This is a genomic window from Amycolatopsis thermalba, assembly GCF_003385215.1.
In the GTDB taxonomy this organism is placed as follows: domain Bacteria; phylum Actinomycetota; class Actinomycetes; order Mycobacteriales; family Pseudonocardiaceae; genus Amycolatopsis_E; species Amycolatopsis_E thermalba.
In genome coordinates this window covers 1-21,756 of record NZ_PQHW01000078.1, presented here as the reverse complement: position 1 = coordinate 21,756, position 21,756 = coordinate 1, and the positions used below count along the sequence as shown (strand labels likewise).

Annotated in this window: 22 protein-coding genes; 10 read left to right on the top strand and 12 right to left on the bottom strand. The window is 71.1% G+C overall.

From position 1 onward, the window contains the following. The first annotated feature begins 34 nt into the window (after positions 1 to 34). Entirely contained in the window at positions 35 to 517 is a 483-nt protein-coding gene (locus D0D15_RS25770; protein ID WP_094008958.1) for a GNAT family N-acetyltransferase, read from the top strand. On the opposite strand, the gene D0D15_RS25765 is transcribed toward D0D15_RS25770, so the two are convergent. Beyond that, on the bottom strand, positions 514 to 984 hold the full coding sequence (locus tag D0D15_RS25765) for a hypothetical protein (protein ID WP_094008957.1): 471 nt from the start codon (positions 982 to 984) through the stop codon (positions 514 to 516). The two genes, D0D15_RS25770 and D0D15_RS25765, sit on opposite strands and share 4 nt — an antisense overlap. A 266-nt stretch (positions 985 to 1,250) precedes the next feature. Between D0D15_RS25765 and D0D15_RS25760 the strand changes: the two genes are divergently transcribed. Together D0D15_RS25760 and D0D15_RS25755 are read left to right on the top strand one after the other, a co-directional pair. Further along, entirely contained in the window at positions 1,251 to 2,162 is a 912-nt protein-coding gene (locus D0D15_RS25760; RefSeq protein WP_094008956.1) for a diacylglycerol/lipid kinase family protein, read from the top strand. A gap of 264 nt (positions 2,163 to 2,426) precedes the next feature. Continuing rightward, the gene (locus tag D0D15_RS25755; protein WP_094008969.1) at positions 2,427 to 2,678 is read left to right on the top strand and encodes a WhiB family transcriptional regulator; all 252 of its coding nucleotides are present in this window, start codon (positions 2,427 to 2,429) and stop codon (positions 2,676 to 2,678) included. A 655-nt stretch (positions 2,679 to 3,333) separates the two neighbouring features. Here the strand turns inward: D0D15_RS25755 and D0D15_RS25750 are convergent. After that, positions 3,334 to 4,839 carry a sensor histidine kinase gene (locus tag D0D15_RS25750; RefSeq protein ID WP_094008955.1) on the bottom strand — a complete coding sequence of 502 codons (1,506 nt, stop codon included), beginning with the start codon at positions 4,837 to 4,839 and terminating at the stop codon, positions 3,334 to 3,336. Between the two features lie 113 nt (positions 4,840 to 4,952). On the opposite strand from D0D15_RS25750, the gene D0D15_RS37915 reads away from it, so the two are divergent. Next, positions 4,953 to 5,027, top strand: coding sequence for a 50S ribosomal protein bL37 (locus D0D15_RS37915; RefSeq protein WP_369794341.1), 75 nt, complete (start codon positions 4,953 to 4,955; stop codon positions 5,025 to 5,027). 58 nt (positions 5,028 to 5,085) lie between these two features. Here the strand turns inward: D0D15_RS37915 and rsrA are convergent, their stop codons facing one another. Continuing rightward, on the bottom strand, positions 5,086 to 5,406 hold the full coding sequence (gene rsrA, locus D0D15_RS25745) for a mycothiol system anti-sigma-R factor (RefSeq protein ID WP_094008954.1): 321 nt from the start codon (positions 5,404 to 5,406) through the stop codon (positions 5,086 to 5,088). Then, entirely contained in the window at positions 5,403 to 6,038 is a 636-nt protein-coding gene (locus D0D15_RS25740; RefSeq protein ID WP_094008968.1) for a sigma-70 family RNA polymerase sigma factor, read from the bottom strand. The genes rsrA and D0D15_RS25740 overlap by 4 nt, the downstream gene beginning before the upstream one ends. A 242-nt stretch (positions 6,039 to 6,280) precedes the next feature. Here D0D15_RS25740 and ybaK point away from each other — a divergent pair, with 242 nt between their 5' ends. Beyond that, on the top strand, positions 6,281 to 6,757 hold the full coding sequence (gene ybaK, locus D0D15_RS25735) for a Cys-tRNA(Pro) deacylase (RefSeq protein ID WP_094008953.1): 477 nt from the start codon (positions 6,281 to 6,283) through the stop codon (positions 6,755 to 6,757). Positions 6,758 to 7,466: 709 nt separating this feature from the next. Here the strand turns inward: ybaK and D0D15_RS25730 are convergent. Then, a complete protein-coding gene (locus D0D15_RS25730; protein WP_094008952.1) occupies positions 7,467 to 8,075 on the bottom strand; it encodes an alpha/beta hydrolase family protein in 609 nt (202 codons plus the stop codon). Further along, complete coding sequence (locus D0D15_RS25725) at positions 8,072 to 8,842, bottom strand: SOS response-associated peptidase (protein ID WP_094008951.1); 771 nt, start codon at positions 8,840 to 8,842, stop codon at positions 8,072 to 8,074. Before D0D15_RS25725 ends, D0D15_RS25730 begins: the two co-directional genes overlap by 4 nt. A gap of 109 nt (positions 8,843 to 8,951) precedes the next feature. Here D0D15_RS25725 and rsgA point away from each other — a divergent pair, with 109 nt between their 5' ends. The 3 genes from rsgA to D0D15_RS25710 all read left to right on the top strand — a co-directional run bounded on the left by rsgA (position 8,952) and on the right by D0D15_RS25710 (position 11,743). After that, positions 8,952 to 9,941 (top strand): ribosome small subunit-dependent GTPase A, encoded by a 990-nt coding sequence (gene rsgA, locus D0D15_RS25720; RefSeq protein ID WP_094008950.1) that lies wholly within the window; start codon positions 8,952 to 8,954, stop codon positions 9,939 to 9,941. Between the two features lie 71 nt (positions 9,942 to 10,012). Further along, the gene (locus D0D15_RS25715) at positions 10,013 to 10,840 is read left to right on the top strand and encodes an SCO4651 family lipoprotein (protein ID WP_198958399.1); all 828 of its coding nucleotides are present in this window, start codon (positions 10,013 to 10,015) and stop codon (positions 10,838 to 10,840) included. Between the two features lie 81 nt (positions 10,841 to 10,921). Continuing rightward, a complete protein-coding gene (locus D0D15_RS25710; protein WP_094008948.1) occupies positions 10,922 to 11,743 on the top strand; it encodes an SCO4651 family lipoprotein in 822 nt (273 codons plus the stop codon). Between the two features lie 168 nt (positions 11,744 to 11,911). Here D0D15_RS25710 and pruA read toward each other — a convergent pair whose 3' ends face one another. The 3 genes from pruA to D0D15_RS25695 are packed head-to-tail and all read right to left on the bottom strand — an operon-like array spanning position 11,912 to position 15,484. Next, a complete protein-coding gene (pruA, locus tag D0D15_RS25705; protein WP_094008947.1) occupies positions 11,912 to 13,540 on the bottom strand; it encodes an L-glutamate gamma-semialdehyde dehydrogenase in 1,629 nt (542 codons plus the stop codon). A 40-nt stretch (positions 13,541 to 13,580) separates the two neighbouring features. Then, positions 13,581 to 14,081 (bottom strand): DUF6912 family protein, encoded by a 501-nt coding sequence (locus D0D15_RS25700; RefSeq protein ID WP_115944795.1) that lies wholly within the window; start codon positions 14,079 to 14,081, stop codon positions 13,581 to 13,583. Continuing rightward, positions 14,078 to 15,484, bottom strand: a complete 1,407-nt coding sequence (locus D0D15_RS25695; protein WP_094008945.1) for a WS/DGAT/MGAT family O-acyltransferase — start codon at positions 15,482 to 15,484, stop codon at positions 14,078 to 14,080. Before D0D15_RS25695 ends, D0D15_RS25700 begins: the two co-directional genes overlap by 4 nt. 30 nt (positions 15,485 to 15,514) lie before the next feature. Here D0D15_RS25695 and D0D15_RS25690 point away from each other — a divergent pair, with 30 nt between their 5' ends. Further along, positions 15,515 to 16,279 carry a TrmH family RNA methyltransferase gene (locus D0D15_RS25690; protein ID WP_094008944.1) on the top strand — a complete coding sequence of 255 codons (765 nt, stop codon included), beginning with the start codon at positions 15,515 to 15,517 and terminating at the stop codon, positions 16,277 to 16,279. Here D0D15_RS25690 and D0D15_RS25685 read toward each other — a convergent pair. After that, positions 16,257 to 16,637 (bottom strand): HAD-IA family hydrolase, encoded by a 381-nt coding sequence (locus tag D0D15_RS25685; protein ID WP_094008943.1) that lies wholly within the window; start codon positions 16,635 to 16,637, stop codon positions 16,257 to 16,259. The two genes, D0D15_RS25690 and D0D15_RS25685, sit on opposite strands and share 23 nt — an antisense overlap. Positions 16,638 to 16,739: 102 nt before the next feature. On the opposite strand from D0D15_RS25685, the gene D0D15_RS25680 reads away from it, so the two are divergent. Continuing rightward, positions 16,740 to 17,174, top strand: coding sequence for an Rv3235 family protein (locus tag D0D15_RS25680; RefSeq protein WP_094008942.1), 435 nt, complete (start codon positions 16,740 to 16,742; stop codon positions 17,172 to 17,174). A 276-nt stretch (positions 17,175 to 17,450) separates the two neighbouring features. Here D0D15_RS25680 and secA read toward each other — a convergent pair whose 3' ends face one another. Together secA and hpf are read right to left on the bottom strand one after the other, a co-directional pair. After that, positions 17,451 to 20,258, bottom strand: coding sequence for a preprotein translocase subunit SecA (secA, locus tag D0D15_RS25675; protein WP_115944794.1), 2,808 nt, complete (start codon positions 20,256 to 20,258; stop codon positions 17,451 to 17,453). Between the two features lie 199 nt (positions 20,259 to 20,457). Then, positions 20,458 to 21,141: a ribosome hibernation-promoting factor, HPF/YfiA family gene (hpf, locus tag D0D15_RS25670; RefSeq protein WP_094008940.1), complete on the bottom strand. Its 684-nt coding sequence runs from the start codon at positions 21,139 to 21,141 to the stop codon at positions 20,458 to 20,460. Positions 21,142 to 21,756: the final 615 nt, after the last annotated feature.

The following is a 21,756-nucleotide window of genomic DNA, read 5'->3' as shown; positions in this document are numbered from 1 at the left end:
TGCGGCTCACCCCGCTGGATCCCTGGGAGTTCCCATGCCTGACAGCCGCATCCGCCGTATCCGCGAGTCCGATGTGGACGAGGTCGCGCAGCTGGTGCACGACCTGGCCGCCTACGAGAAGGCGCCGCAGGACTGCCACCTGACGGCCGACCGGCTGCGGGTGGCGCTGTTCGGCGACACCCCGGCGGTGTTCGGGCACGTCGCCGAGCAGGACGGTGAGCTCGTCGGGTTCGCGCTGTGGTTCCTGAACTTCTCCACCTGGCGCGGTGTGCACGGCATCTACCTGGAGGACCTGTTCGTCAAGGCCGAGCTGCGCGGGTCCGGGCTGGGCAAGGCGCTGCTGGCGACGCTCGCGAAGGAGTGCGTGGACCGCGGCTTCGCGCGTCTGGAGTGGTCGGTGCTGGACTGGAACCCGGCGACGGGCTTCTACAAGTCGCTCGGCGCGATCCCGATGGACGAGTGGACGGTCTACCGGCTGACCGACACCGCGCTGGACAAGCTCGCGAAGCTCGCCTAGTCGTCCTCGCCGCGCTCGCGGCGGCGGCCGGCCATGCCGCCGCGCTCGGCGGCCTCCTCCTCGGTTTCGTCCTCGTGCTGCCCGAGCGCCCACGCCCGCGCGGACTGGCGGAACAGCAGCACGATGATCGCGACGCCGAGGGCGATGATCGGCACCCCGAACTCCGGCCGCCCGGACGGGCCAGCCATGTACCAGCCGACGCCGGCGGTGATGAGCGCCATGACCAGTCCGGGCGAGCGGGCCCAGGTGTGGCCGAACAGCAGCCCGATCGCGCAGCCGATCACGGCGAGGGCGAACAGCACGTAGAAGGCGCCCTCGGCGAGCACGCTGGTCAGCGGCATGCTGTCGCCGGGCGAGGCGAACAGCAGGACGCCGAAGACCAGCAGGCCGATCCCCGGCAGGACGGTCAGCGCGCCGGCCGCCCTGACCTCGCGCGGAGCGGGTGAAATCTTGTCGGCGAGCGCCATCGCGAAGGGCCTTCCACCAGCGGATACGCGGCACGGGTGACCGTGCGTGAACACCCTCGATACTAAGCCACCCGGTCGGCCGTTTTCGAACCGCGGCCATCGGGGTCAAGATCTGGGTGTCGTCGATGAGCCGGCGGACGCCCGGGGTGCACTTGTCACGACGAACGGACCGTGCCGAACGACGGGAGGTCAACCGGCAGTCGTTTCGCAGTGATGAGGTTCGCGCTGGACGCTTGGGATGCGCCTGTTTGGCCTACCCTGCGACCATGCGCGCGATTCTGGTGGTCAACCCGCAGGCCACGTCCACCACGGCCGGCGGGCGGGACGTGCTCGCGCACGCACTGGCCAGCCAGGTGAAGCTGGAGGTCGTGGAGACCGACTACCGCGGTCACGCGCTCGCGGTGGCCCGGGACGCGTCCCGGGACGGGGTCGACGTGGTGGTCGCCCACGGCGGCGACGGCACCGTCAACGAGGTGGTCAACGGCCTGCTCGCCGACGGGCCGGCGGCCGAGCTGCCCGCGCTGGGCGTCGTGCCCGGCGGCTCGGCCAACGTGTTCGCGCGCGCTCTCGGCATCTCGCGGGACCCCGTGGAGGCCACGCACCAGCTGCTGTCGGCCATCGAGTCGGGCCGCAGCCGGCGCGTCGGGCTGGGGCTGGCGGACGGGCGGTGGTTCACCTTCAACGCCGGCCTGGGCTGGGACGCCGACGTGGTCGCCACGGTCGCCGACCGGCGCGGGAAGCAGACGAACGCGCTGCTGTACATGCGGGCCGCGGTGGCCTGCTACTTCCGGCCGCGCTCGCCCCGGCTGCCGCTCACCGTGCACGTGCCCGGCGAGGAGCCGGCCGAGGTGCGGATGGCGTTCGTGTCGAACACCGATCCGTGGAGCTACCTGGGTGAGCGGCCCGTCCACCTCAACACCGGCAGCTCGTTCGACCGGGGTCTCGGGTTGTTCGCGTTGCGCAAGCTGTCGTTGCCGATAGTGGCCCGGCACGTGCGCCAGGCGCTGCGGTCGGAGGCGAAGCATCGCGGCAAGGCGCTCGTGAAGCACGATGACCTGGCGAAACTCAGCGTGACGGCCGAGGAGCCGGTAAACTTCCAGGTGGATGGCGACCTGATCGGCCGTCGGACCCGGGTGGACTTCACGAGCGTGCCCGGCGTGCTGACCGTGCTGGCGTGAGTGATCGGCCCGGCGATCTGCAACTTGCCGTTCGTCGACGCACACGGTCCATTCACCGCATCGTCCTTCCGCCGCGGAGGCCGTTTCGGAGAGAAACCGCAGGTCAGCGGGGTCGCCTGACCAGGTGAGCTGACTCACCGATGTCACGAAAACACTTGTCGAAAGCGGTGCTTCGTGAAAGCATTCACAAGCACCCCAAGAAACGATCCGCCATGACGACCTGTGGCGCAGCACGCTCTGCGCCCCGAGAAGGAGCTCACAGAAATGGACTGGCGCCACGACGCTGCCTGCCGCGACGAGGACCCCGAGCTGTTCTTCCCTGTCGGGAACAGCGGTCCCGCCGTGCTGCAGATCGCCGAGGCGAAAGCCGTATGCCACCGCTGCACCGTGGCGTCCGAGTGCCTGGCCTGGGCTTTGGCCAGCGGCCAGGACGCCGGTGTCTGGGGCGGGATGAGCGAAGACGAGCGCCGCGCCCTTAAGCGCCGTCGTGCTCACATCGGCATGCGCACCGCCTGACCTCTCCACGCGCTGCGGCGTCGCTTAACGCGTCTCTTACGAGAGTACGCGGGACCTGACGCAGGGGTTTGCACGCCCCCACTTAACGTTCTTAGGCCCGGCACCCACCTCCCGCGGGTGCCGGGCCTTTGAACGTGCTGAGCAGGGTTTTCGTTGCTTCGGGGGCGGTGGAGCTTGCCACCCGGCGACCCGGAAACGGCCTCCACCGCCGGCCCACTGATAGCCGCCGCCATTGGCCCGCTCGGACGGCTACCGCTGGCCCTCTCGCGCGGGTGCGACTGGCCCCCTCACGCCGCCACGACATGCCCGCTCGCGCCGCCACCACTGGCCCCCTCACGCAGGCACGACCGGCCCTCTCGCGCGACCACCACTGGCCCTCTCGCGCCGCCACGACATGCCCGCTCGCACGGCACGACCTGTCCACTCGCGCGGTCACGCTCACGACAGGCCCACTCGCCGCCTCACGAACGGTCCACTCGCGCCGCCACCACGTGCCCACTCGCGCGGTCACGCTCACGACAGGCCCACTCGCCGCCTCACGAACGGTCCACTCGCACGGCCGCCCCAGCCCGCCACTCGCCAGGCCACCAAACGGACCACCCGCAAGGCCCAACGACCCGCCCGCACAACCGCGGCGAACCAACCGCCGAAACCCCTACGGCCGCCGCCCCAGGGGGAGCCTCAACGCCGCCTCCGTGCCGCGCGTCGCGCCGTCCCGCAGCTTTCTCAGCGACAGCGAACCCCGCAGCTCGGACTCCACCAGGGTGCGCACGATCTGCAGCCCCAGCCCGTCCGCCCGCTCCAGCGAGAAACCCGACGGCAACCCGCGCCCGTTGTCCCGGATCAGCACGTCCAGCCACCGCGCCGAGCGGCTCACCACGATCTCCACCTTGCCCGGCCGCCCATCCGGAAACGCGTGCTCCACCGCGTTCTGCACCAGCTCCGCCAGCACCATCACCAGCGGCGTGGCAATCTCCGCCACCACGATCCCGAACGACCCGGACCGGCTGATGCTCACCCGCGACTCGGCCGTCGCGACCTCGCCCACCATCGGCAGCACGTTGTCCAGCAGCTTGTCCAGGTCGACCCGCTCGTCGACCGACACCGACAGCGCCTCGTGCACCATCGCGATCGACGCGACCCTGCGCACCGACTCCGTCAGCGCCTGCCGCGCCTCCGCGTTCGACGTCCGCCGCGACTGCAGCCGCAACAACGCCGCCACCGTCTGCAAGTTGTTCTTCACCCGGTGGTGGATCTCGCGGATCGTCGCGTCCTTCGACAGCAGCGCCCGGTCCCGCCGCTTGACCTCGGTCACGTCCCGGCACAACACCAGCGCCCCCGCCGGCTGCCCGTGCGGCCGCAGCGGCAACGCCCGGAACAACACGACCGCCCCCCGCCGCGACTCCGCCTCCGTGCGGCTGCCCGGCTTCCCGTCCAGCGCGTCCAGGATCCGGTGCGCCACCTCCGTCGCGTCGAACGGGTCCCGGATCAGCGACCGCGTCAACGGCGCCAGCCGCGTCCCCACCAGGTCCGACTCGTGCCCCATCCGGTGGTAGGCCGACAAGCCGTTGGGGCTCGCGAACACCACGTTCCCCGCCGCGTCCAGCCGGATCAGCCCATCCCCCACCCGCGGGCTCGTGTGCACGTCGGTCTGGCTGTCGACGTGCGGGAACGTGCCGTCGACGATCATCTGGCACAGGTCCCCCGCGCTGCCGAGGTAGGCGACTTCGAGCGGGCTCGGCACGCGCGGCGCGGCCAGGTTCGTCTCCCGCGACAGCACGGCGATCACGTTCGACCCGAACGTGACGGGAATCGCCTCGCGGCGCATCGGCAGGTCCCGGTACCAGTGCGGGTCCTCCTCGCGGCAGATCCGCACCTCCCGGATCGCGCGCGCGAGCTGCGGGTGGTCCTCGACCGTGAACCGCGTCCCGACCACGTCCTCGGGGTGCGCGGTGGGCGCCGTCGTGGGACGGGCCTGCGCGACGCACACGAAGTCGCCGCCCTGCTCGTTGTGCTCCGGCGACACGGGTACCCAGAGCAGGAAGTCGGCGAAGGACAGGTCGGCGAGCAGCTGCCACTCGGCCACCACGGCCTGCAGGTGGTCGGCGGCTTCGCCGGACAGGCCGGTGTTCTCGGCCAGCAGGTCGGAAAGTGTCGTCACGCTGGTACTCCTTCTCGGGGCAGCTCAAGTGAACCAGAGCGGGACCTTCCCGGCACCCGCCGGGGCGAGCCTGAGACACTGGTGGGCAGATCGCGACCAGGGAAGGAGCAGGCATGTCGAAGCGAGCCCGCAAGCGCCGCGACCGCCGGAAGAACGGCGCCAACCACGGCAAGAAGCCCAACAGCTGAGTTCGGGCACGAACAAAGGCCCCGGCGCGGCGCGCCGGGGCCTTCGTCGTCTTCGGGTCTACTCCGCGTTCTGCTCCAGCCGGACCTCGGTCCGCTCGATCGTCACGTCGCCGTGCCGCTGGACCGTCTGGTAGATCGACGCGCGCAGCTTCTGCTTGAACTCGTCGGGGGCGATGTCGCCTCCGCACTTGCGGTGCAACAGCTGCTTGAGCTGCTCGTCGATGCCGTACTCCTCGAGGCACGGCGGGCAGTCCTCGATGTGCTTGCGCAGCTGCGCGTCCCGTTCCAGACTGCACTCGCGATCCAGCAACAGGAAGATCTCGGCGAGCGCCTCGGAACAGCGGACGTCGTCCTTGTGCGGCTCACGACCGGTGGTCATCGCGCTACCTCCTGCTTCGCGCCCCGGATGAAGCCGCGCTCGCGCGCGACGTCGGCGAGCAGGTTGCGCAGCTGGGCGCGGCCACGGTGCAGGCGGGACATCACGGTCCCGATCGGCGTGTCCATGATCTCGGCGATTTCCTTGTAGGCGAAGCCCTCGACGTCGGCGAGGTACACGGCGAGCCGGAACTCCTCCGGCAACTGCTGCAGCGCGTCCTTGACGTCGCTGTCGGGCAGCCGGTCCATCGCCTCGACCTCGGCCGACCGCAGACCGCTCGAGGTGTGGCTCTCCGCCTGGGCGATCTGCCAGTCGGTGATCTCCTCGGTGGGCTGCTGCACCGGCTGACGCTGACGCTTCCGGTACCCGTTGATGTAGGTGTTGGTGAGGATCCGGTACATCCAGGCCTTGAGGTTCGTGCCCTCCTTGAAGGAGGCGAACGCGCCGTAGGCCTTGAGGTAGGTCTCCTGCACGAGGTCCTCGGCGTCCGCCGGGTTCCTCGTCATGCGCAGAGCGGCCGAGTACAGCTGATCCAGCAGCGGCATCGCGTCGCGCTCGAAGCGCTCGGCGCGCTCTTCGGCCGGCTCCTGCTCGGAGCCGGATTCGGGCACCGCGGGGTTCTGCGTGCTCGGCAAACCGTTCCCTTTCCCATCCGCGTCGAAGCGGTCCGCACCCGTGGCCGGGTACGCATACGACAGCTTCGAGGATACGCGGACGGGCTTCGCCGGGCCGGGTACACCGGCCGGCGGGGTGACGGCCTCCACACGGGCTCGTCGATCAGCAAGCTTTGACGGCACGTCCCTCACAACACCGCACGATCCGGGCACATTCCCCGCCGCGGGAAAAGGACTTGCGCCTCCCGGTTACCGTGCACGCCATGGCCGGGAAGGGAACGCCGGCGACCGCCCTGCTCGCGAAGCAGAAGGTCGCGCACCAGCTGCACGCCTACGACCACGATCCGAAGCACGAGTCCTACGGTCTGGAAGCGGCCGAGGCGCTGGGGCTCGAGCCCGACCGCGTGTTCAAGACGCTCGTGGCCGATGTGGACGGAAAGCTGACGGTGGGCGTGGTGCCGGTCACCGGGCAGCTGGACCTGAAGGCACTGGCGGCGGCGGTCGGCGGCAAGCGAGCGAAGATGGCCGAGGCGGCGGCCGCCCAGCGCGCGACCGGTTACGTCCTGGGTGGGATCTCGCCGCTGGGCCAGCGCTCGCGGCTGCCGGTGGTGATCGACGCGTCGGCGGAGAAGTTCGAGACGATCTACTGCTCGGCCGGGCGGCGCGGGCTGGAAGTGGAACTCGCGCCGGCGGACCTGGTGCGCCTGACGTCGGCCACGGTGGCGCCGATCCGGGCCTGACCACACGGCCGACGACAGCTCCGGGGCACCGAGGCGAGGGGTGCACGCTCCGTGGCGCGCCTCCGCAACGCGCACGGCAACGACCCACTCGGGGTGAGCAACCGCGGAACCGACCGCCGCCCCGCGGGACGGCCACGCCCTGCCATCGGCAACCACAGCGCCTCACCACCGTTGGCCACGCGCCGCCCGCAGGGGCGGCCTCACCCCACCGCCCGCGCCGGCAGCCGCAATGCCTGGCATCGCCGCGCCACCGGGGCGGCCTCGCCGCGCCACTCGCGCCGGCAACTGCGGCGCCGCACAACACGGCCACACGCCGCCCTGTGCGGGCGACCCCACCCCACCCCTCGCGCTGGCAGCCGCAATGCCTCACAACCGCCGCGCCGCCGGGGCGGCCTCACCCTGCCACCGCAACGCCTCACAACAGCCACACGCCGCCCGTGAGGGCGGCCTCACTCCGCCGCCCGTGGGCAACGGCAGCGCCTGCCACCGCCACGCGCCACCCCGTGGCTACCCCGCGGGCAACCCGCATTGCCTCGCCACCACCGCGCCACCGGAGCGGCCTCAGCCCACACCGGCCAGCAACGCCCCGCCAACGTCCCCACGGGGCTGCCTCACTCGACCGGCAACGGCAGCGCCTCATCACCGCCACGCGCCGCCCAGCAGCTATCCAGTCGCCGTCAGGGGAGCACGCGGCACCCACGCAGCCACCTCAGGTCAGCGGCCGCAGCACCTTCGCCAGCCACTCGTGCACCGTGCGGTACACCGACTCCAGGTCGGCGTCCAGGGCGTGCGTCCCGCGCACCACGACCACCTCGTGGTGCGGCCCCGGCTTCGGGCAGCCGAACGCGTCCGTCTCGCCCTGGACGACCAGCGTCGGCACCTCCACGGCGTCCAGTTCGGCCTGCCTGCTCTTCTCCGGCTTGCCCGGCGGGTGCTCGGGGAACGCCAGGCACAGCACCGCCACCGCCTGCCCGGCCGCCGCCGTCCGGCACGCCACCCGCGCCCCCGACGAGCGGCCGCCGAACACCATCGGCAGGTTGTCGAACCGGTCGCACAGCTCCTCGGCCACCGCGAGCCACGCCGCGTCCAGCTGCTTGGCCGGCGCGGGCGCCCGGCGGCCCGCCACCCGGTAGGGCTGCTCGACCAGCGCGACGTGCACCCCGGCCGCCTGTCCCGCGCGCGTGGCCGCCACCAGGTCCTTCGCCTCGATCCCGCCCCCGGCGCCGTGGCCGAGCATCAGCACCGCCTCCCCGTCCGGCGCGCAGTGCAGCTCCGCCCTGGCCGGGCCGTGCGGTGTCGGGATCTCGATGCGGGTCATGGCTTCGGCAGGTCGAACAGGGCTTCCGTGGCGTCCAGATCGGTCGCCGGCTCGGCCCGCTCGATCAGCTCGGGGCCGTTGTTGCGCACGTTGTTGACGCGGTCGGACACCGGCCGCAGCTCGATGGTCTCCATCAGGTCCATCGGCGGGGCCAGCAGCTCGTCGACCTCGGTGCGGTCCGGGTCGAGCCAGTCCGCCCAGTTCCGCTCGTGGATGACCAGCGGCATCCGGTCGTGCACGTCGGTCAGCCGCCCGGCCGCGTCGGTCGTGATGATCGAGAACGTGATCAGCTGCGGCGCGTCGGGATCCTTCGGGTCGCGCCAGGTGTCCCAGATCCCGGCGAAGGACAGCGAGTGGCCGTCCGGCCGGGTCATGAAGAACGGTTCCTTCTGCTTGCCCGTGCGCCGCCACTCGTACCAGCCGTCGGCGGGCACCAGGCAGCGCCGCCGGGCCAGCGACTTCTTGAAGGCCGGCTTCTCGGCGGCCGTCTCGGCGCGGGTGTTGATCATCCGGTTGCCGACGGAGACGTCCTTGGCCCAGAACGGCACCAGCCCCCAGCGCATGACGCGCAGGCTGCGCACGGCGGGCTCGTCCTCCAGGACCTGGCCGTCGGCGTCGCGCGGGTGCCGCTGCACCACGGTGACCACGTTCTTGGTCGGCGCGACGTTGTAGTCGGCCTCGCGGGCCTTGCCGTCGGTCTCGTCCACGGCGTCGAACTCCTGGGCCAGGTCGGCCGGGTTCTTCTTCGCCGCGTAGCGGCCGCACATGTCGCCCAACTCCTTCGAACCGGCTGCTGAAAACCCATCGTGACACGGGTGGCGCGCCACTGGCGAGCGGGATGGGGGATCATCTGTGCTCGGAAGGAGGGCACGGGGCTTGGCACGCAGGGACTGGCGCGATCTGGACGAAAGCGACGTCCGCGTGCGCCCGGGAAAGGGTTCACGCCCGCGCAGCAAGCGCCGCCCGACCCACGCCGACGCCACCCAGGCGATGGTGATCGCGGTGGACCGCGGCCGCTGGACCTGCGCGATCGACAGCGACCCCGGCCGTCTGGTCACCGCCATGCGCGCCCGCGAGCTGGGCCGGACCCCGGTCGTCGTGGGCGACCAGGTCGGCCTGGTCGGCGACACCAGCGGCGAGCCCGGCACGCTGGCCCGCATCGTCCGGGTCGACGAGCGCACCAGCCTGCTGCGCCGCACGGCCGACGACACCGACCCGTTCGAGCGCGTCGTCGTCGCCAACGCCGAGCAGCTGCTCATCGTCACCGCGCTGGCCGATCCGCCGCCGCGGTCCGGGTTCATCGACCGCTGCCTGGTGGCCTGCTACGCCGGTGGCCTGCAACCGGTCCTGTGCCTGACCAAGGCCGACCTGGCGAGCCCGGACGAGCTGCTGTCCCGCTACGCCGAGCTGGACGTGCCCGCGGTGGTGACCCGCTTCGACGAGGATTCGCTGCCGCTGGCCGACACCGTGCGCGGCCGGGTGTCCGCGCTCGTCGGCCACTCCGGGGTCGGCAAGTCGACACTGGTGAACCGGCTGGTGCCGGACGCCGAGCTGGCCGTCGGCGAGGTCAGCGCGATCGGCAAGGGACGGCACACCTCCGTGGCGGCCGTCGCGCTGCCGCTGCCCGACGGCGGCTGGGTGATCGACACGCCGGGCGTGCGGTCGTTCGGCCTGGCCCACGTCACCGCGAACGACATCGTGGCCTCCTTCGACGAGTTCGCCGAGGCCGCCGAGGAGTGCCCGCCGGGCTGCGGGCACCTGGGCCCGCCGGAGGACCAGGGCTGCATGCTCGACGAGGTCGAGGACAAGCGCCGCCTGCCGTCGCTGCGCCGCCTGCTGGCCTCCCGGGCCGGCATGGAGGTTTGATTTCCGCCCGTTCTGCGCATTCAGGTCGATGACAACCCACTTGGGGGACATTCGACTGAGGGATTCTTGTCATGCGCAAAATCGCTCTTCTGGCGGGTGCGCTGGCGCTGGTCGCCGGCACCACCGCCTGTGGTTCCACCACCGATTCGGGGCAGGCGAACGAGCCGCCCAAGCTGTTCGGCACCGCCCAGGAACTGGTGCTGGCCTCCTCCGGCAAGGCCGACCAGGTGCAGACGGCGAAGTTCACGCTCACCGGCACGGTGGCCGGCCAGCGGCTGGACGCCAGCGGGGAAGGCCGGTTCACCGGGCCCTCGCCCGCGATGACCATGACGATGAACGCCGCGGGGCAGAGCCAGGAAATGCGGGTCGTGGACAAGGTCCTCTACCTGAAGCTGCCGCCGGAGCAGGCGGCGCAGGCGGTCGAGGGCGGCAAGCCGTGGGCGAAGATCCCGGAGGACAGCGAGGCGGGCAAGGCCATCGGCGCGAGCATGGACCAGGCCGCGCAGGGTGACCCGACGCAGATGCTGGAGCAGATCCAGCAGGCCGGCACGATCACCCGCAGCGAGCAGACCACGCTCGACGGGCAGCAGGTCAGCCACTACTGGGTGGACATCGACGTCGCGAAGGCCACCGGCTCGCTCAAGATGGGCGAGCTGCCGCCGGAGGTGCTGGACAAGCTGAAGAACTCCGGCGCCGTCCTCCCGATGGAGGTGTGGCTCAACGCCGACCAGCTGCCGGTGCAGGTGACGCAGGACCTGACGCCGCTGATGCAGGCGGCGGGCGCGCCCGCCGAGGCGCAGCACGCCACGATGACGATGAAGTACCGCGACTGGGGCGCGCCGGTGAACGTCACGGCCCCGCCCGCGGATCAGGTCGGCGATCTGAAGACGGTGGGCTGAAAGGCGTAACGCGGGAGACCCGTTCGGACATATCCCGGTTAGCCACCCGAGGGTGGGTGAACCGATCAAGGGGATTTCCGAATGAAGAAGACCGCTCTGGTCTCCGGCCTCCTGGCGCTGGTGCTCGGGCTGACCGCGTGTGGTGGGCAGTCCGGCTCCGGCGGCGGGAACGCCGGGCCGGCGCTGTTCGGCGATGTGCAGGAACTGGTCCGGGCGGCGTCGGCGAAGACGGGGCAGGCCCAGTCGGCGAAGTTCACCATTTCCGGCTCGATCGCCGGTCAGCGGATGACCGGTTCGGGTGAGGGCCGCTTCACCGACGGGGACAGCGCGATGGCCGTGACCATGACCGTCGGCGGGCAGATGCAGGAGATGCGCGTCGTCGACAAGGTGATGTACCTGAAGCTGCCGGAGGAGGCCCAGGCCGCGACCGGTGGCAAGCCGTGGGCGACGTTCCCGGCGGGCAGCGAGGCGGCGAAGGCGCTCGGCGCGAGCCTCGAACAGGCCGAGTCGAACGACCCGTCCAAGACGCTGGAGCAGATCCAGAAGGCGGGCCGGATCGACCGCAGCGAGCAGACCACGCTCGACGGGCAGCAGGTCAGCCACTACTGGGTGACGATCGAGGTCGCGAAGGCCGCCGACGAGCTGGCCGCGTCCGGTCTGCCCGCGGAGACGCTGGCGCAGCTGAAGTCGACGAACGTCACGTACCCGATGGAGCTGTGGCTCAACGGCGACCAGCTGCCGGTGCAGGTCACGCAGGACCTCAGCCCGGTGATGAAGGCCGTCGGCGCACCGGCGGACGCGCAGCAGGCGTCGATCACGATGAAGTACAGTGACTGGGGCACCCCGGTCACCGTGGAGGCGCCGCCCGCCGACCAGGTGGGCGAGTTCAAGATCGGCGGCTGACACCGACCGGTAGTCACGGCGCGGTTCCGGTTTCCCGGGACCGCGCCGTTTCGGTTCTGGTCATCGGCGCTGGTGACCGGCCCGAGAGCCTGCGGCACGACGTCCGAGGCAGGCCCCGCCGCGTCCGGCGACGCGGGCGCTCGTCCGCGCCGCGACCGGGCCGGACGGCTAACCCATGTGCGGGTAGCCGATCGCCGTGGGGGCGTCGAACGTCTCCTTGATCGACCGCGGGCTCGTCCAGCGCAGCAGGTTGAACATCGACCCCGCCTTGTCGTTCGTGCCCGAGCCGCGGGAGCCGCCGAAGGGCTGCTGGCTCACGATCGACCCGGTCGGTTTGTCGTTGACGTAGAAGTTGCCCGCCGCGAACCGCAGCGTCTGGTGCGCCTGCTGCACCGCCGCCCGGTCGTCGGCGAACACGGCGCCGGTCAGGGCGTACGGCGAGGTCCGGTCGACCAGCTCCAGGATCTCGCCGTAGGACGCGTCGTCGTAGACGTGCACCGCCAGGATCGGCCCGAAGTACTCCGTCGCGAACGCGGTGTGCGCCGGATCGGCCGACACCAGCACGGTCGGCTCGACGAAGTACCCGATCGAGTCATCGCAGTGGCCGCCGACCAGCACGTGGAGGTCGTTGTCCCCGTCCACGCTGTCCAGCAGCTTCCGGTGCTTCGCGAACGCCCGCGCGTCGATCACCGCCCCGCCGAACACCGACAGGTCCGTGACGTCGCCGTAGTTCACGGTCCGCGTCAGGTCGGCCAGCTCGTCCCGCAGCCCGCTCTCCCACAGCGACCGCGGAACGTAGGCGCGCGAGGCGGCCGAGCACTTCTGCCCCTGGTACTCGAACGCGCCCCGCACGAGCCCGGCCAGCAGCTTCTCCCGGTTCGCCGAGGCGTGCGCGACGACGAAGTCCTTGCCGCCGGTCTCGCCGACGATCCGCGGGTAGCTCGCGTAGGAGTCGAGGTTCTCCGCGATCCGCCGCCACAGGAACTTGAACGTCGCCGTCGAACCGGTGAAGTGCAGGCCCGCGAACCCGGGATCGGCCAGCGCCACCTCGCTGACCGCGTGCCCGTCGCCGGTGACCAGGTTGATCACGCCCGGCGGCAGGCCGGCCTCCTCGAACACCTGCATCGTGTAGTGCGCGGCCAGCTGCTGGGTCGGCGTCGGCTTCCACACGACCGTGTTGCCCATCAGCGCGGGCGCGCTGGGCAGGTTCCCGGCGATCGCGGTGAAGTTGAACGGGGTGATCGCCACGACGAACCCGTCCAGCGGCCGGTAGTCCATCCGGTTCCACGCGCCCGGCACCGAGTTCGGCTGCTCGGCGAGGATCCGCCGCGCGTAGTGCACGTTGAACCGCAGGAAGTCGATCAGCTCGCAGGCGGCGTCGATCTCGGCCTGCTGCACCGACTTCGACTGGCCGAGGATCGTCGCCGCGTTGAGCGTGTCGCGGTACCGGCCCGCCATCAGGTCCGCGGCGCGCAGGAACACCGCGGCGCGCTCGTCGAACGGCATCTCCCGCCAGGCCGGGGCGGCCTCCTTCGCGGCGGCCACCGCGTCCGCGACGTCTTCGGGCGTGGCCTGCGCCGACGTGCCCAGGACGTGCGCGTGGTCGTGCGGCTGGACGACGTCGAAGGTGTCGCCGCCGGCCATCCGACGCCTGCCGCCGATCGTCTGCGGCAGCTCGTGCTTGTCGCCCTCCAGCTCGGCGATCCGGCGTTGCAGGGATTCCCGCTCGGGACTGCCCGGCGCGTAGGTCCGGACGGGCTCGTTGACCGGAACGGGCACGTTCGTGATGGCGTCCATGCCTACCTCCTGTGACGGGGCTTTTGGCCTGCCCCCAACGCTAGAGCAGGTCGAGGAGGAACGGCAGCTCCTGAGGCGCGTACCAGGCCAGTTCGTGGTCCTCGGCCTCGCCCAGGACGAACTCCGCGTGCGGGTCGCCGAGGTCGGCCGCGTCGATGACCCGGGCGGCCGCTCGCACCGCCTCTTCGGCCTCCTCCGCGTCGACGTGCACGGCGGCCACGTCCTCGTAGCTGATCGGCCCGGACAGCTTCACCACCGGCGCGTCCAGGTCCGGGCGCGGGGTCGCGTTGTCGACGTCGACCGAGATCACCACCCGGCGCGGCAGCTCCTTGGCGTCATCCTCCGCGGCGCCGATCAGCCGCAGCGACGCGCGCGCCGCGTCCAGCAGCGCGACGTACTCCAGCTCCTCGGTGTCCCCGCTGAGGTAGGACTCGCGCAGCGCCGGGGTGAGGGCGAACCCCGTCCCGCCGGGCGGCTGCAGCCTGCCGTCCGCCACCAGCCTGCGCAGCATTCCGATCGTGCCCGGAAGGTAGACCCTCACCAGCTCGCACCCTTCAGCTCTTCCAGCGAATCCTCGATCATGCCCGCGAGGACGTCCACATCGGACAGCGCCTTGCGGTCACCGTTCAGTCCGAAGTAGACGCCGCCGTGGTAGGACGTGACCCCGATGGCCAGCGCCTGGTTGCGCGCCAGCGGGATCACCGGGAACATCTCGGTCATCCTCGCCTGCCCGGCGTACAACGGTACCTGCGGCCCCGGCGAGTTGATGACCAGCAGGTTGAAGATCCGCCCGGAGAACGCCCCGGCCGCGCGCGCGGCCAGTGCGTGCATGGTCGCCGGGGCGAACCCGCCCACCTTGAGCATGGCGCGCGCGGCGACCGAGCGGCCGGAGTCGGCGTGCGCGCGCAGCGTGTGGCTGATGTGCTGCAGCCGCAGGACCGGGTTGGGCTCGCCGACCGGCAGGTCCACCAGGTACGGCTCGACCTGGTTGTTGACCAGGCCGGCCGGGGAGAATTCGACGGTGTCCGGTTCGAGCACGGCCAGCGGCACCAGCGCGCGCACGGTGGTGGCCTCCGACACGCCCTCGCCGCGGGAGAGCAGCCACTCGCGCAGCGCGCCGGTGATCGCGGCCAGGACGATGTCGTTGACCGTGACGCCGTGCTCGGCGCGGACCTTGCGGTAGTCCTCCAGGCGCGTGCGGACCACAGCGAACACCCGCCCGCCGGAGACGTGCCGGTTGAGCGGCCCGGACGGCGCCGGCTGCAGGACGCGGTGCAACGCGGCGGCGACCCCGCCCACGGCGTCGGTGACCTTGTCGGCGGTCGCGGTCAGGTCGCTCACCACGTCGCGCACGTTCTCGACGAGTTCACCCGGACGACGGACCGTCTCGCTGACCGCGTCGAGCACCAGCTGGGTGGCGCTGGGCGGGCGCCGCGGCACCCAGGTGTCCTCGAACGGCTCGCACGCCTGCGGCGTGGTGTCGAGGATCAGCTGTCCCAGCTCGACGGTGCCGCTGCCGTCCACGACGGACTCGTGGGTCTTGGTGACCAGCGCGATCCGGTCGCCTTCGAGGCCCTCGACGAAGTAGGCCTCCCACAGCGGGCGCTCGTGGTCCATCGTGCGCGCCATCAGGCGGGCGACCAGGTCGTACAGCTGGTCGTCGGTGCCCGGGGCGGGCAGCGCGGAGCGGCGGACGTGGTAGTTGAGGTCGAAGTCGACGTCGTCCACCCAGACCGGGCGCGCGAGGTGACCGGGCACGTTGACCACGCGCTGGCGGTAGCGCGGCAGGTAGCCGAGGCGCTGCTGGATCAGGCACAGCACCTGCGCGTGGTCGAACCCGTCCCGCGGGCGCTCGAACACGGCCACCCCGCCCACGTGCATCGGCGTCGTGGCGTCCTCCAGGTAGAGGAACGACGCGTCGAGGGCGGAAAGACGGTCGGGCATGACGCGATCCTGACACAAGCTGGTGTACTTGTGCTCGTGCGTGAAACGACCGTCTCCCCCAAAGACCGATTCCTCACCGTCTACGGGCGCAAACCGGTCCTGGAAGCCCTGGACGACCCGGAGCTGCGGGTGGACAAGGTCATCCTCGCCGACACCGCCCGCGGCCCGGCCGCGGCGGAGATCCAGCGGGCCGCGCGGGCCGCGGGGGTGCCGGTGCAGCGGGCGAGCGCGCACCGGGTGAAGGTGCTGGCCGGCAACGGCAAGCAGGACCAGGGCGTGCTGGCGGACGTGGTCGCGCCCCGGATGCGACCGCTGAGCGCCGCGCTGGCCGACGCGCCGGCCCGGGTGCTGCTGCTCGACGGCATCACCACCCCGGCGAACGTCGGGATGATCCTGCGCACCGCGACGGCGGCCGGGCTGGGCGGGATCGTCGTGCCGCGGCGAGGGGTGGCGGCGCTGGATCCGCTGGTTGTGAAGGCTTCGGCGGGGGTGGCGTTCCGGGCGCCGGTCCTTCGCTGCGCGACGGCCGCCGAAGCCGCTTCGATGCTGGTCGAGGCGGGATACGGGTTGTATGCACTTGGTGCACAAGGCGGTCCGTCGCTGTTCGAGGCGTCGTTGCCGGAGCGGGCGGCGTTCGTGCTGGGCGGGGAGACGGCGGGGGTGAGCGACGAGGTCGCCGCGCTGGTGACGGGATGGCTGTCGATCCCGATGCCGGGCGAGGTCGAGTCGCTGAACGTGTCCGCGGCCGCGGCCGTGCTGTGCTTCGAGCTGGTCAGGCGGGGAACAACGCGCTGAGTTCGGCGAGGGTGCCGGCGACCGAGGTGTGGTGCACGCCGACCATTCCGGCCGCGGCAGCGCCGTCGACGTTGGCGCGGGAGTCGTCGACCATGACGCATCCGGTCGTGGGGAGGCCGAGGCGTTCGGCGGTGAGGCGGAAGACGCGCGGATCCGGTTTGGCGATGCCGACCTCGCCGGAGAAGACGAACGCGTCGAAGTGCCGGGCGAGGTGCCCGCGACCGGCGCCACCATCCGCATTGGACAGTAGTGCGGTCCGGATACCGCGCCCCCGCAGCACATCGACGGCGGCGAGCAGTTCGGCGGCGTCCGGATCGGTCAGCACGCCGGCGTAGTCGAGTACCAGTCCTCGCAGCACGACTCGACAGTATCGGCCCGGATCACACCATCGGGCCACGGCTGTCCGGTTCTCCCGGGACTGCCGCTCTAGAGAGCGGCATGACTCGACTGAGGGGGACTGATGATGACGCTGCAGACGCTGCTCCAGTACGAGCCGAACAGGGGCACGACTCCGCCGGTCGTGATTCCGGGACAGGCGGGGGCGTCGCGGATCCGGATGCGCGGCCGGCCCGGGGAGCCGCTCGAACTGCGCCACGCGCGGACCGTCCTGACGGCGATCCTGGAGGTCCGCGCCGGGCGGCGGGCGCCGGGCCAGCTGCGGACGGTGGTCACGCCGAGGATGTACCAGCACCTGCGGGTGGTGCCACCATCGCCGGGCCCGCGCTACACGGTGCGCTCGGTGCGGGCGAGCCAAAGCGCACCGGGCGCGGTCGAGATCTGCGGAACGGCGCACGCGGACCAGCGGGCCACCGCGGTGATGGCCAGGTTCGAACACTCCGAGGCCGGCTGGCGGTGCGGGTTCTTCACGGTGGTGCAGCCGCAGCGACACCGCTGACCTGCGCGGTTGCGGGGCGGAGGCCGGTTCGTTCGCGGACCGGCCTCCCGGCGCCGCCGGTGCTTGGTGAGCAACGCTGCCGGGTGGAGCCGGCAGCAACTGGCAGACCGCCCGGATGCCCGTGGGCACCCGGGCGGTGGCGCTTCTTCCCCGCCTGCCGAACCGCCGCCCCGTGGGACTCCACCCCGCCCAGCAGGGGCGAGGCACACCGCGAAACGGAACCCCAAGCACGAAGGGCCGGCACCACCCGGCACCGGCCCCCGCGAAAAACCCAGCTCAGCGACGCTTCTTCGTCTTCTTCGCCTGCGTCCGAGCCGCCGCACGACGCTCCCGCCGCGTGCCCGCCGCGCCCTGGCCGTCCGAGGACGCCGTCGCCGTCCCGCGGGACTGCACGCCGCCCTGCTCGGCCGGGCCGGAGAACGTCAGGCCCTGCTGCGGGTTCTCGTTGCCGAGCCCCTTGCCGCGCAGCGCGTTCGGCACCGAGGCCGGCGCCGGCTCGGTCTGCTGCGGCGGCACCGGCTGCGCGTGCCGCCCACCCGCCGCCTGCGCCGGCGCGGCCGCGGCCGGAGCCGCCTCCTGGGGCTGCGCCGCCTCGACCTGCAGGTTGAACAGGAAGCCGACGGCCTCCTCCTTCAGCGAGTCCAGCATGGCGTTGAACATGTCGAAGCCCTCGCGCTGGTACTCGATCAGCGGGTCGCGCTGCGCCATGGCCCGCAGGCCGATGCCCTCCTTGAGGTAGTCCATCTCGTAGAGGTGCTCGCGCCACTTGCGGTCCATCACCGACAGCAGCACCTGCCGCTCCAGCTGGCGCATCGCGCCTTCGCCGACGCGGCCGTCGATGTCGGCCTCACGCCGGGCGTAGGCCGCCTTCGCGTCCTCGACCAGCGCGTCCCGGAGCACCTCGGCGCTGAGGTCCTCGTGCTCCTCCATCAGCTCTTCCCAGCTCACCGACACCGGGTAGAGCTGCTTGAGCGCGGTCCACAGCTTCTCGTGGTCCCAGTCCTCGGCGTAACCCTCGGACGTGGCGCCCTCGACGTAGGCGGTGAGCACGTCGACCAGCATGTGCTGCATCTGCTCGGAGAGGTCCTCGCCCTCCAGCACGCGGCGGCGCTCGGCGTAGATCACCTTGCGCTGCTGGTTCATGACCTCGTCGTACTTGAGGACGTTCTTGCGGATCTCCATGTTCTGCTGCTCGACCTGCGTCTGAGCGCTCTTGATGGCCCGCGACACCATCTTGTGCTCGATCGGCATGTCGTCGGGCAGCCGCATGGTCGTCATGACCCGCTCGACCATCACCGCGTTGAACCGGCGCATCAGCTCGTCGCCGAGCGACAGGTAGAACCGCGACTCACCGGGGTCGCCCTGACGCCCGGAGCGGCCACGCAGCTGGTTGTCGATGCGGCGGGACTCGTGCCGCTCGGTGCCCAGCACGTACAGGCCGCCGGCCTCGCGGACCTCCTCGGCCTCGGCCTTGACCTCGGCCTTGACCTCCTCGAGCACCTTCGGCCAGAGCGACTCGTACTCGGCGGAGTTCTCGACCGGGTCCAGGCCGCGCTCGCGCAGCCGCTCGTCGGCGATGATGTCCGGGTTGCCGCCCAGCACGATGTCGGTACCGCGGCCGGCCATGTTGGTGGCGACCGTGACCGCGCCCTTGCGGCCGGCGCGAGCGATGATCAGCGCCTCGCGGTCGTGGTACTTCGCGTTCAGCACCTCGTGCGGCACGTTCAGCTTGACCAGCAGCTTCGACAGGTACTCGGACTTCTCGACGCTGGTGGTGCCGACCAGCACCGGCTGCCCCTTGGCGTGCCGCTCGGCGATGTCCTCGGCGACCGCCTCGAACTTGGCCTCTTCGGTCTTGTAGATCAGGTCCGGCTGGTCCTTGCGGACCATCGGCCGGTTGGTCGGGATCGGCACCACACCCAGCTTGTAGGTCTGGTGGAACTCCGCGGCCTCGGTCTCGGCGGTACCGGTCATGCCGGAGAGGCGGTCGTAGAGGCGGAAGTAGTTCTGCAGCGTGATCGTGGCGAGAGTCTGGTTCTCGGCCTTGATCTCGACGCCTTCCTTGGCCTCGATCGCCTGGTGCATGCCCTCGTTGTAGCGACGGCCGGCCAGGATGCGGCCGGTGAACTCGTCGACGATGAGGACCTCGCCGTTGCGGACGATGTAGTCCTTGTCGCGCTTGTACAGCTCCTTGGCCTTGAGCGCGTTGTTCAGGTACCCGACCAGCGGGGTGTTCGCCGACTCGTACAGGTTGTCGATGCCGAGCTGGTCCTCGATGAAGGCGACGCCCTTCTCGGTGACACCGACGGTCCGCTTGCGCTCGTCGACCTCGTAGTGCGTGTCGCGCTTCATCAGCGGCGCCATGCGGGCGAACTCGACGTACCAACGGGCCGACTGCTCGGCCGGGCCGGAGATGATCAGCGGCGTCCGCGCCTCGTCGATCAGGATCGAGTCGACCTCGTCGACGATGGCGAAGTTGTGGCCGCGCTGCACGCAGTCGTCCAGGCTCCACGCCATGTTGTCGCGCAGGTAGTCGAAGCCGAACTCGTTGTTCGTGCCGTAGGTGATGTCGGCGTGGTAGGCCTTGCGGCGCTCCGCCGGCGTCATCTCGGACAGGATCGCGCCGACCTCGAGACCGAGGAAGCGGTGCACGCGGCCCATCCACTCCGAGTCGCGCTTGGCGAGGTAGTCGTTGGTGGTGACGACGTGGACACCCTTGCCGGAGATCGCGTTCAGGTACACCGGCATGACCGAGGTCAGGGTCTTGCCCTCACCGGTCTTCATCTCGGCGACCTGGCCGAGGTGCAGTGCCGCGCCACCCATCAGCTGGACGTCGTAGGGGCGCTGGCCGAGCACCCGCAGGGCGGCCTCGCGGGCCACCGCGAACGCCTCGGGCAGCAGGTCGTCCAGCGACTCGCCGTCCCCGCCGTCGTGCCGCTCGCGGAACTCGGCGGTCTTGCCGCGCAGCTCGTCGTCGGTGAGGTCCTTCACCTCGTCTTCGAGGGTGTTGATGTGTTCGGCGATGTTGCGCAGCCGCTTGATCATCTTGCCCTCGCCCGCACGCAGCAGGCGGTTGAGAACCATCCGGTCGACCTCACTAGCTGTTGGGACGCACCCAGGCTCTGTCCCTGGACCGCGCCGTCTCCGACACCCTGTCCGGCCCGTGGTGCGGGCCGTGCGCACCCTCCATCGTAGGGAAGGAGCGCGCGTCGGCGCACGCAACGTGCGTACATGCGCGAAACGGCCCGCGCGCTCCTGGCGCGCGGGCCGTTTTCGGACGCCGCTAGTGGTCGAGGCGGATCACGCCGTAGGCGAAGCCCTTGCGCCGGTAGACGACGCTCGGGACGCCGGCTTCGACGTCGTTGAAGAGGTAGAAGTCGTGTCCGACCAGCTCCATCTCGGAGAGGGCCTGGTCGATGGTCATGGGTTTGGCGGAGTGGTGCTTCTCCCGGACGATCCGGCCGGGGAGGTGTTCGGCCTCGTCGTCCCAGCGCTGCTGGGTGGGCAGCTCGATGTCCTCCGGGAGGGCGGTGCCGACCTCTTCGGCCGCGGGAGCGGGCGCCTCGAGCACTGCGGTGGACGCGCGGCCGGTGGCCGGCATCGCTCCCGCCGCGATGGCGTTCGACGTCGCTTCGGCGACGGATTCCGGGCAGCGGCGGCCGTAGTGGACGCGCCGGCGGTCGTGCATCTTGCGGAGGCGGTTTTCGAGCTTGTTCAGGGCGGTGTCGAGGGCGGCGTAGAAGTCACCCGCGGTGGCCTCGGCCCGGACGACCGGACCCTTGCCCCGGCCGGTGATCTCCACCCGCTGGCAGTTCTTCAGCTGCCTGCGGTTGGGCTCGTGGAACAGCTCGACCTCGTAGCGGTAGACCTTCTTGTCGTAGCGCTCCAGGCGCTCGAGCTTGTCACCGACGTGTGTGCGGTAGTGATCCGGCACCTCGACGTTACGGCCTTTGACGACGATTTCCATACACGACCTCCCTCATTGCGGAATGAGTTCGAGAGCTCTATCGATGGATCGGCGCCGACGCCGCTCCCGCCCGACCGGTCTGATGGCAGAACCGGGGGTCAATCTTCCGTCGGCGCCAGGGTCATCGGCTGTTCACCTCCCTGCCGGCGGGACTTGCTATAGCGCAGCACGCTAGCGCGGTAACGCGGATCACAAAACCCCCCGAGCCGGGGGATGTCACGGATCGGGAAGTGGTGACGGTGCGCGTCTGAACCCGTCCAGGCGCGTTGACCTGCTGCTCCGTTCGGAGCAGGCCGCGCGACCGGTTTTCACCTTGACATTGCGCCGTTCTCCGGCGTCCCGGCCCGTGGGTGACGAGACCGCGTTCCGGCCGCAGCACTCCCCCGGACGCTTGCGCGTGAGCCGCTCCGGCGTTCCAGGGCCTCATGTCCGGACAACGGCCGGCAGGGGCCCCGCGTTCCCGGCGAGGTGCGCCCGGCTGGGTGAAGCAGGGTTGGGCCGCCGGGCGCTGATCGCCGTTCAAGGAGTGAGCGACGCGCGGCCACCCCATCTCCGCGCCTGGCGCCACGACTACCGCCCCCGCCTCACAACCCGGAACGGCGCAGCCACCGCCCC

Bases quoted from the DNA above. Each gene is read 5' to 3' on its own strand.
- D0D15_RS25770 (WP_094008958.1), top strand. From the start codon at position 35: ATGCCTGACAGCCGCATCCGCCGTATCCGCGAGTCCGATGTGGACGAG.
- D0D15_RS25765 (WP_094008957.1), bottom strand. From the start codon at position 984: ATGGCGCTCGCCGACAAGATTTCACCCGCTCCGCGCGAGGTCAGGGCG.
- D0D15_RS25760 (WP_094008956.1), top strand. From the start codon at position 1,251: ATGCGCGCGATTCTGGTGGTCAACCCGCAGGCCACGTCCACCACGGCC.
- D0D15_RS25755 (WP_094008969.1), top strand. From the start codon at position 2,427: ATGGACTGGCGCCACGACGCTGCCTGCCGCGACGAGGACCCCGAGCTG.
- rsrA (WP_094008954.1), bottom strand. From the start codon at position 5,406: ATGACCACCGGTCGTGAGCCGCACAAGGACGACGTCCGCTGTTCCGAG.
- ybaK (WP_094008953.1), top strand. From the start codon at position 6,281: ATGGCCGGGAAGGGAACGCCGGCGACCGCCCTGCTCGCGAAGCAGAAG.
- D0D15_RS25730 (WP_094008952.1), bottom strand. From the start codon at position 8,075: ATGACCCGCATCGAGATCCCGACACCGCACGGCCCGGCCAGGGCGGAG.
- D0D15_RS25725 (WP_094008951.1), bottom strand. From the start codon at position 8,842: ATGTGCGGCCGCTACGCGGCGAAGAAGAACCCGGCCGACCTGGCCCAG.
- D0D15_RS25715 (WP_198958399.1), top strand. From the start codon at position 10,013: ATGCGCAAAATCGCTCTTCTGGCGGGTGCGCTGGCGCTGGTCGCCGGC.
- D0D15_RS25710 (WP_094008948.1), top strand. From the start codon at position 10,922: ATGAAGAAGACCGCTCTGGTCTCCGGCCTCCTGGCGCTGGTGCTCGGG.
- pruA (WP_094008947.1), bottom strand. From the start codon at position 13,540: ATGGACGCCATCACGAACGTGCCCGTTCCGGTCAACGAGCCCGTCCGG.
- D0D15_RS25695 (WP_094008945.1), bottom strand. From the start codon at position 15,484: ATGCCCGACCGTCTTTCCGCCCTCGACGCGTCGTTCCTCTACCTGGAG.
- D0D15_RS25680 (WP_094008942.1), top strand. From the start codon at position 16,740: ATGATGACGCTGCAGACGCTGCTCCAGTACGAGCCGAACAGGGGCACG.
- secA (WP_115944794.1), bottom strand. From the start codon at position 20,258: ATGGTTCTCAACCGCCTGCTGCGTGCGGGCGAGGGCAAGATGATCAAG.
- hpf (WP_094008940.1), bottom strand. From the start codon at position 21,141: ATGGAAATCGTCGTCAAAGGCCGTAACGTCGAGGTGCCGGATCACTAC.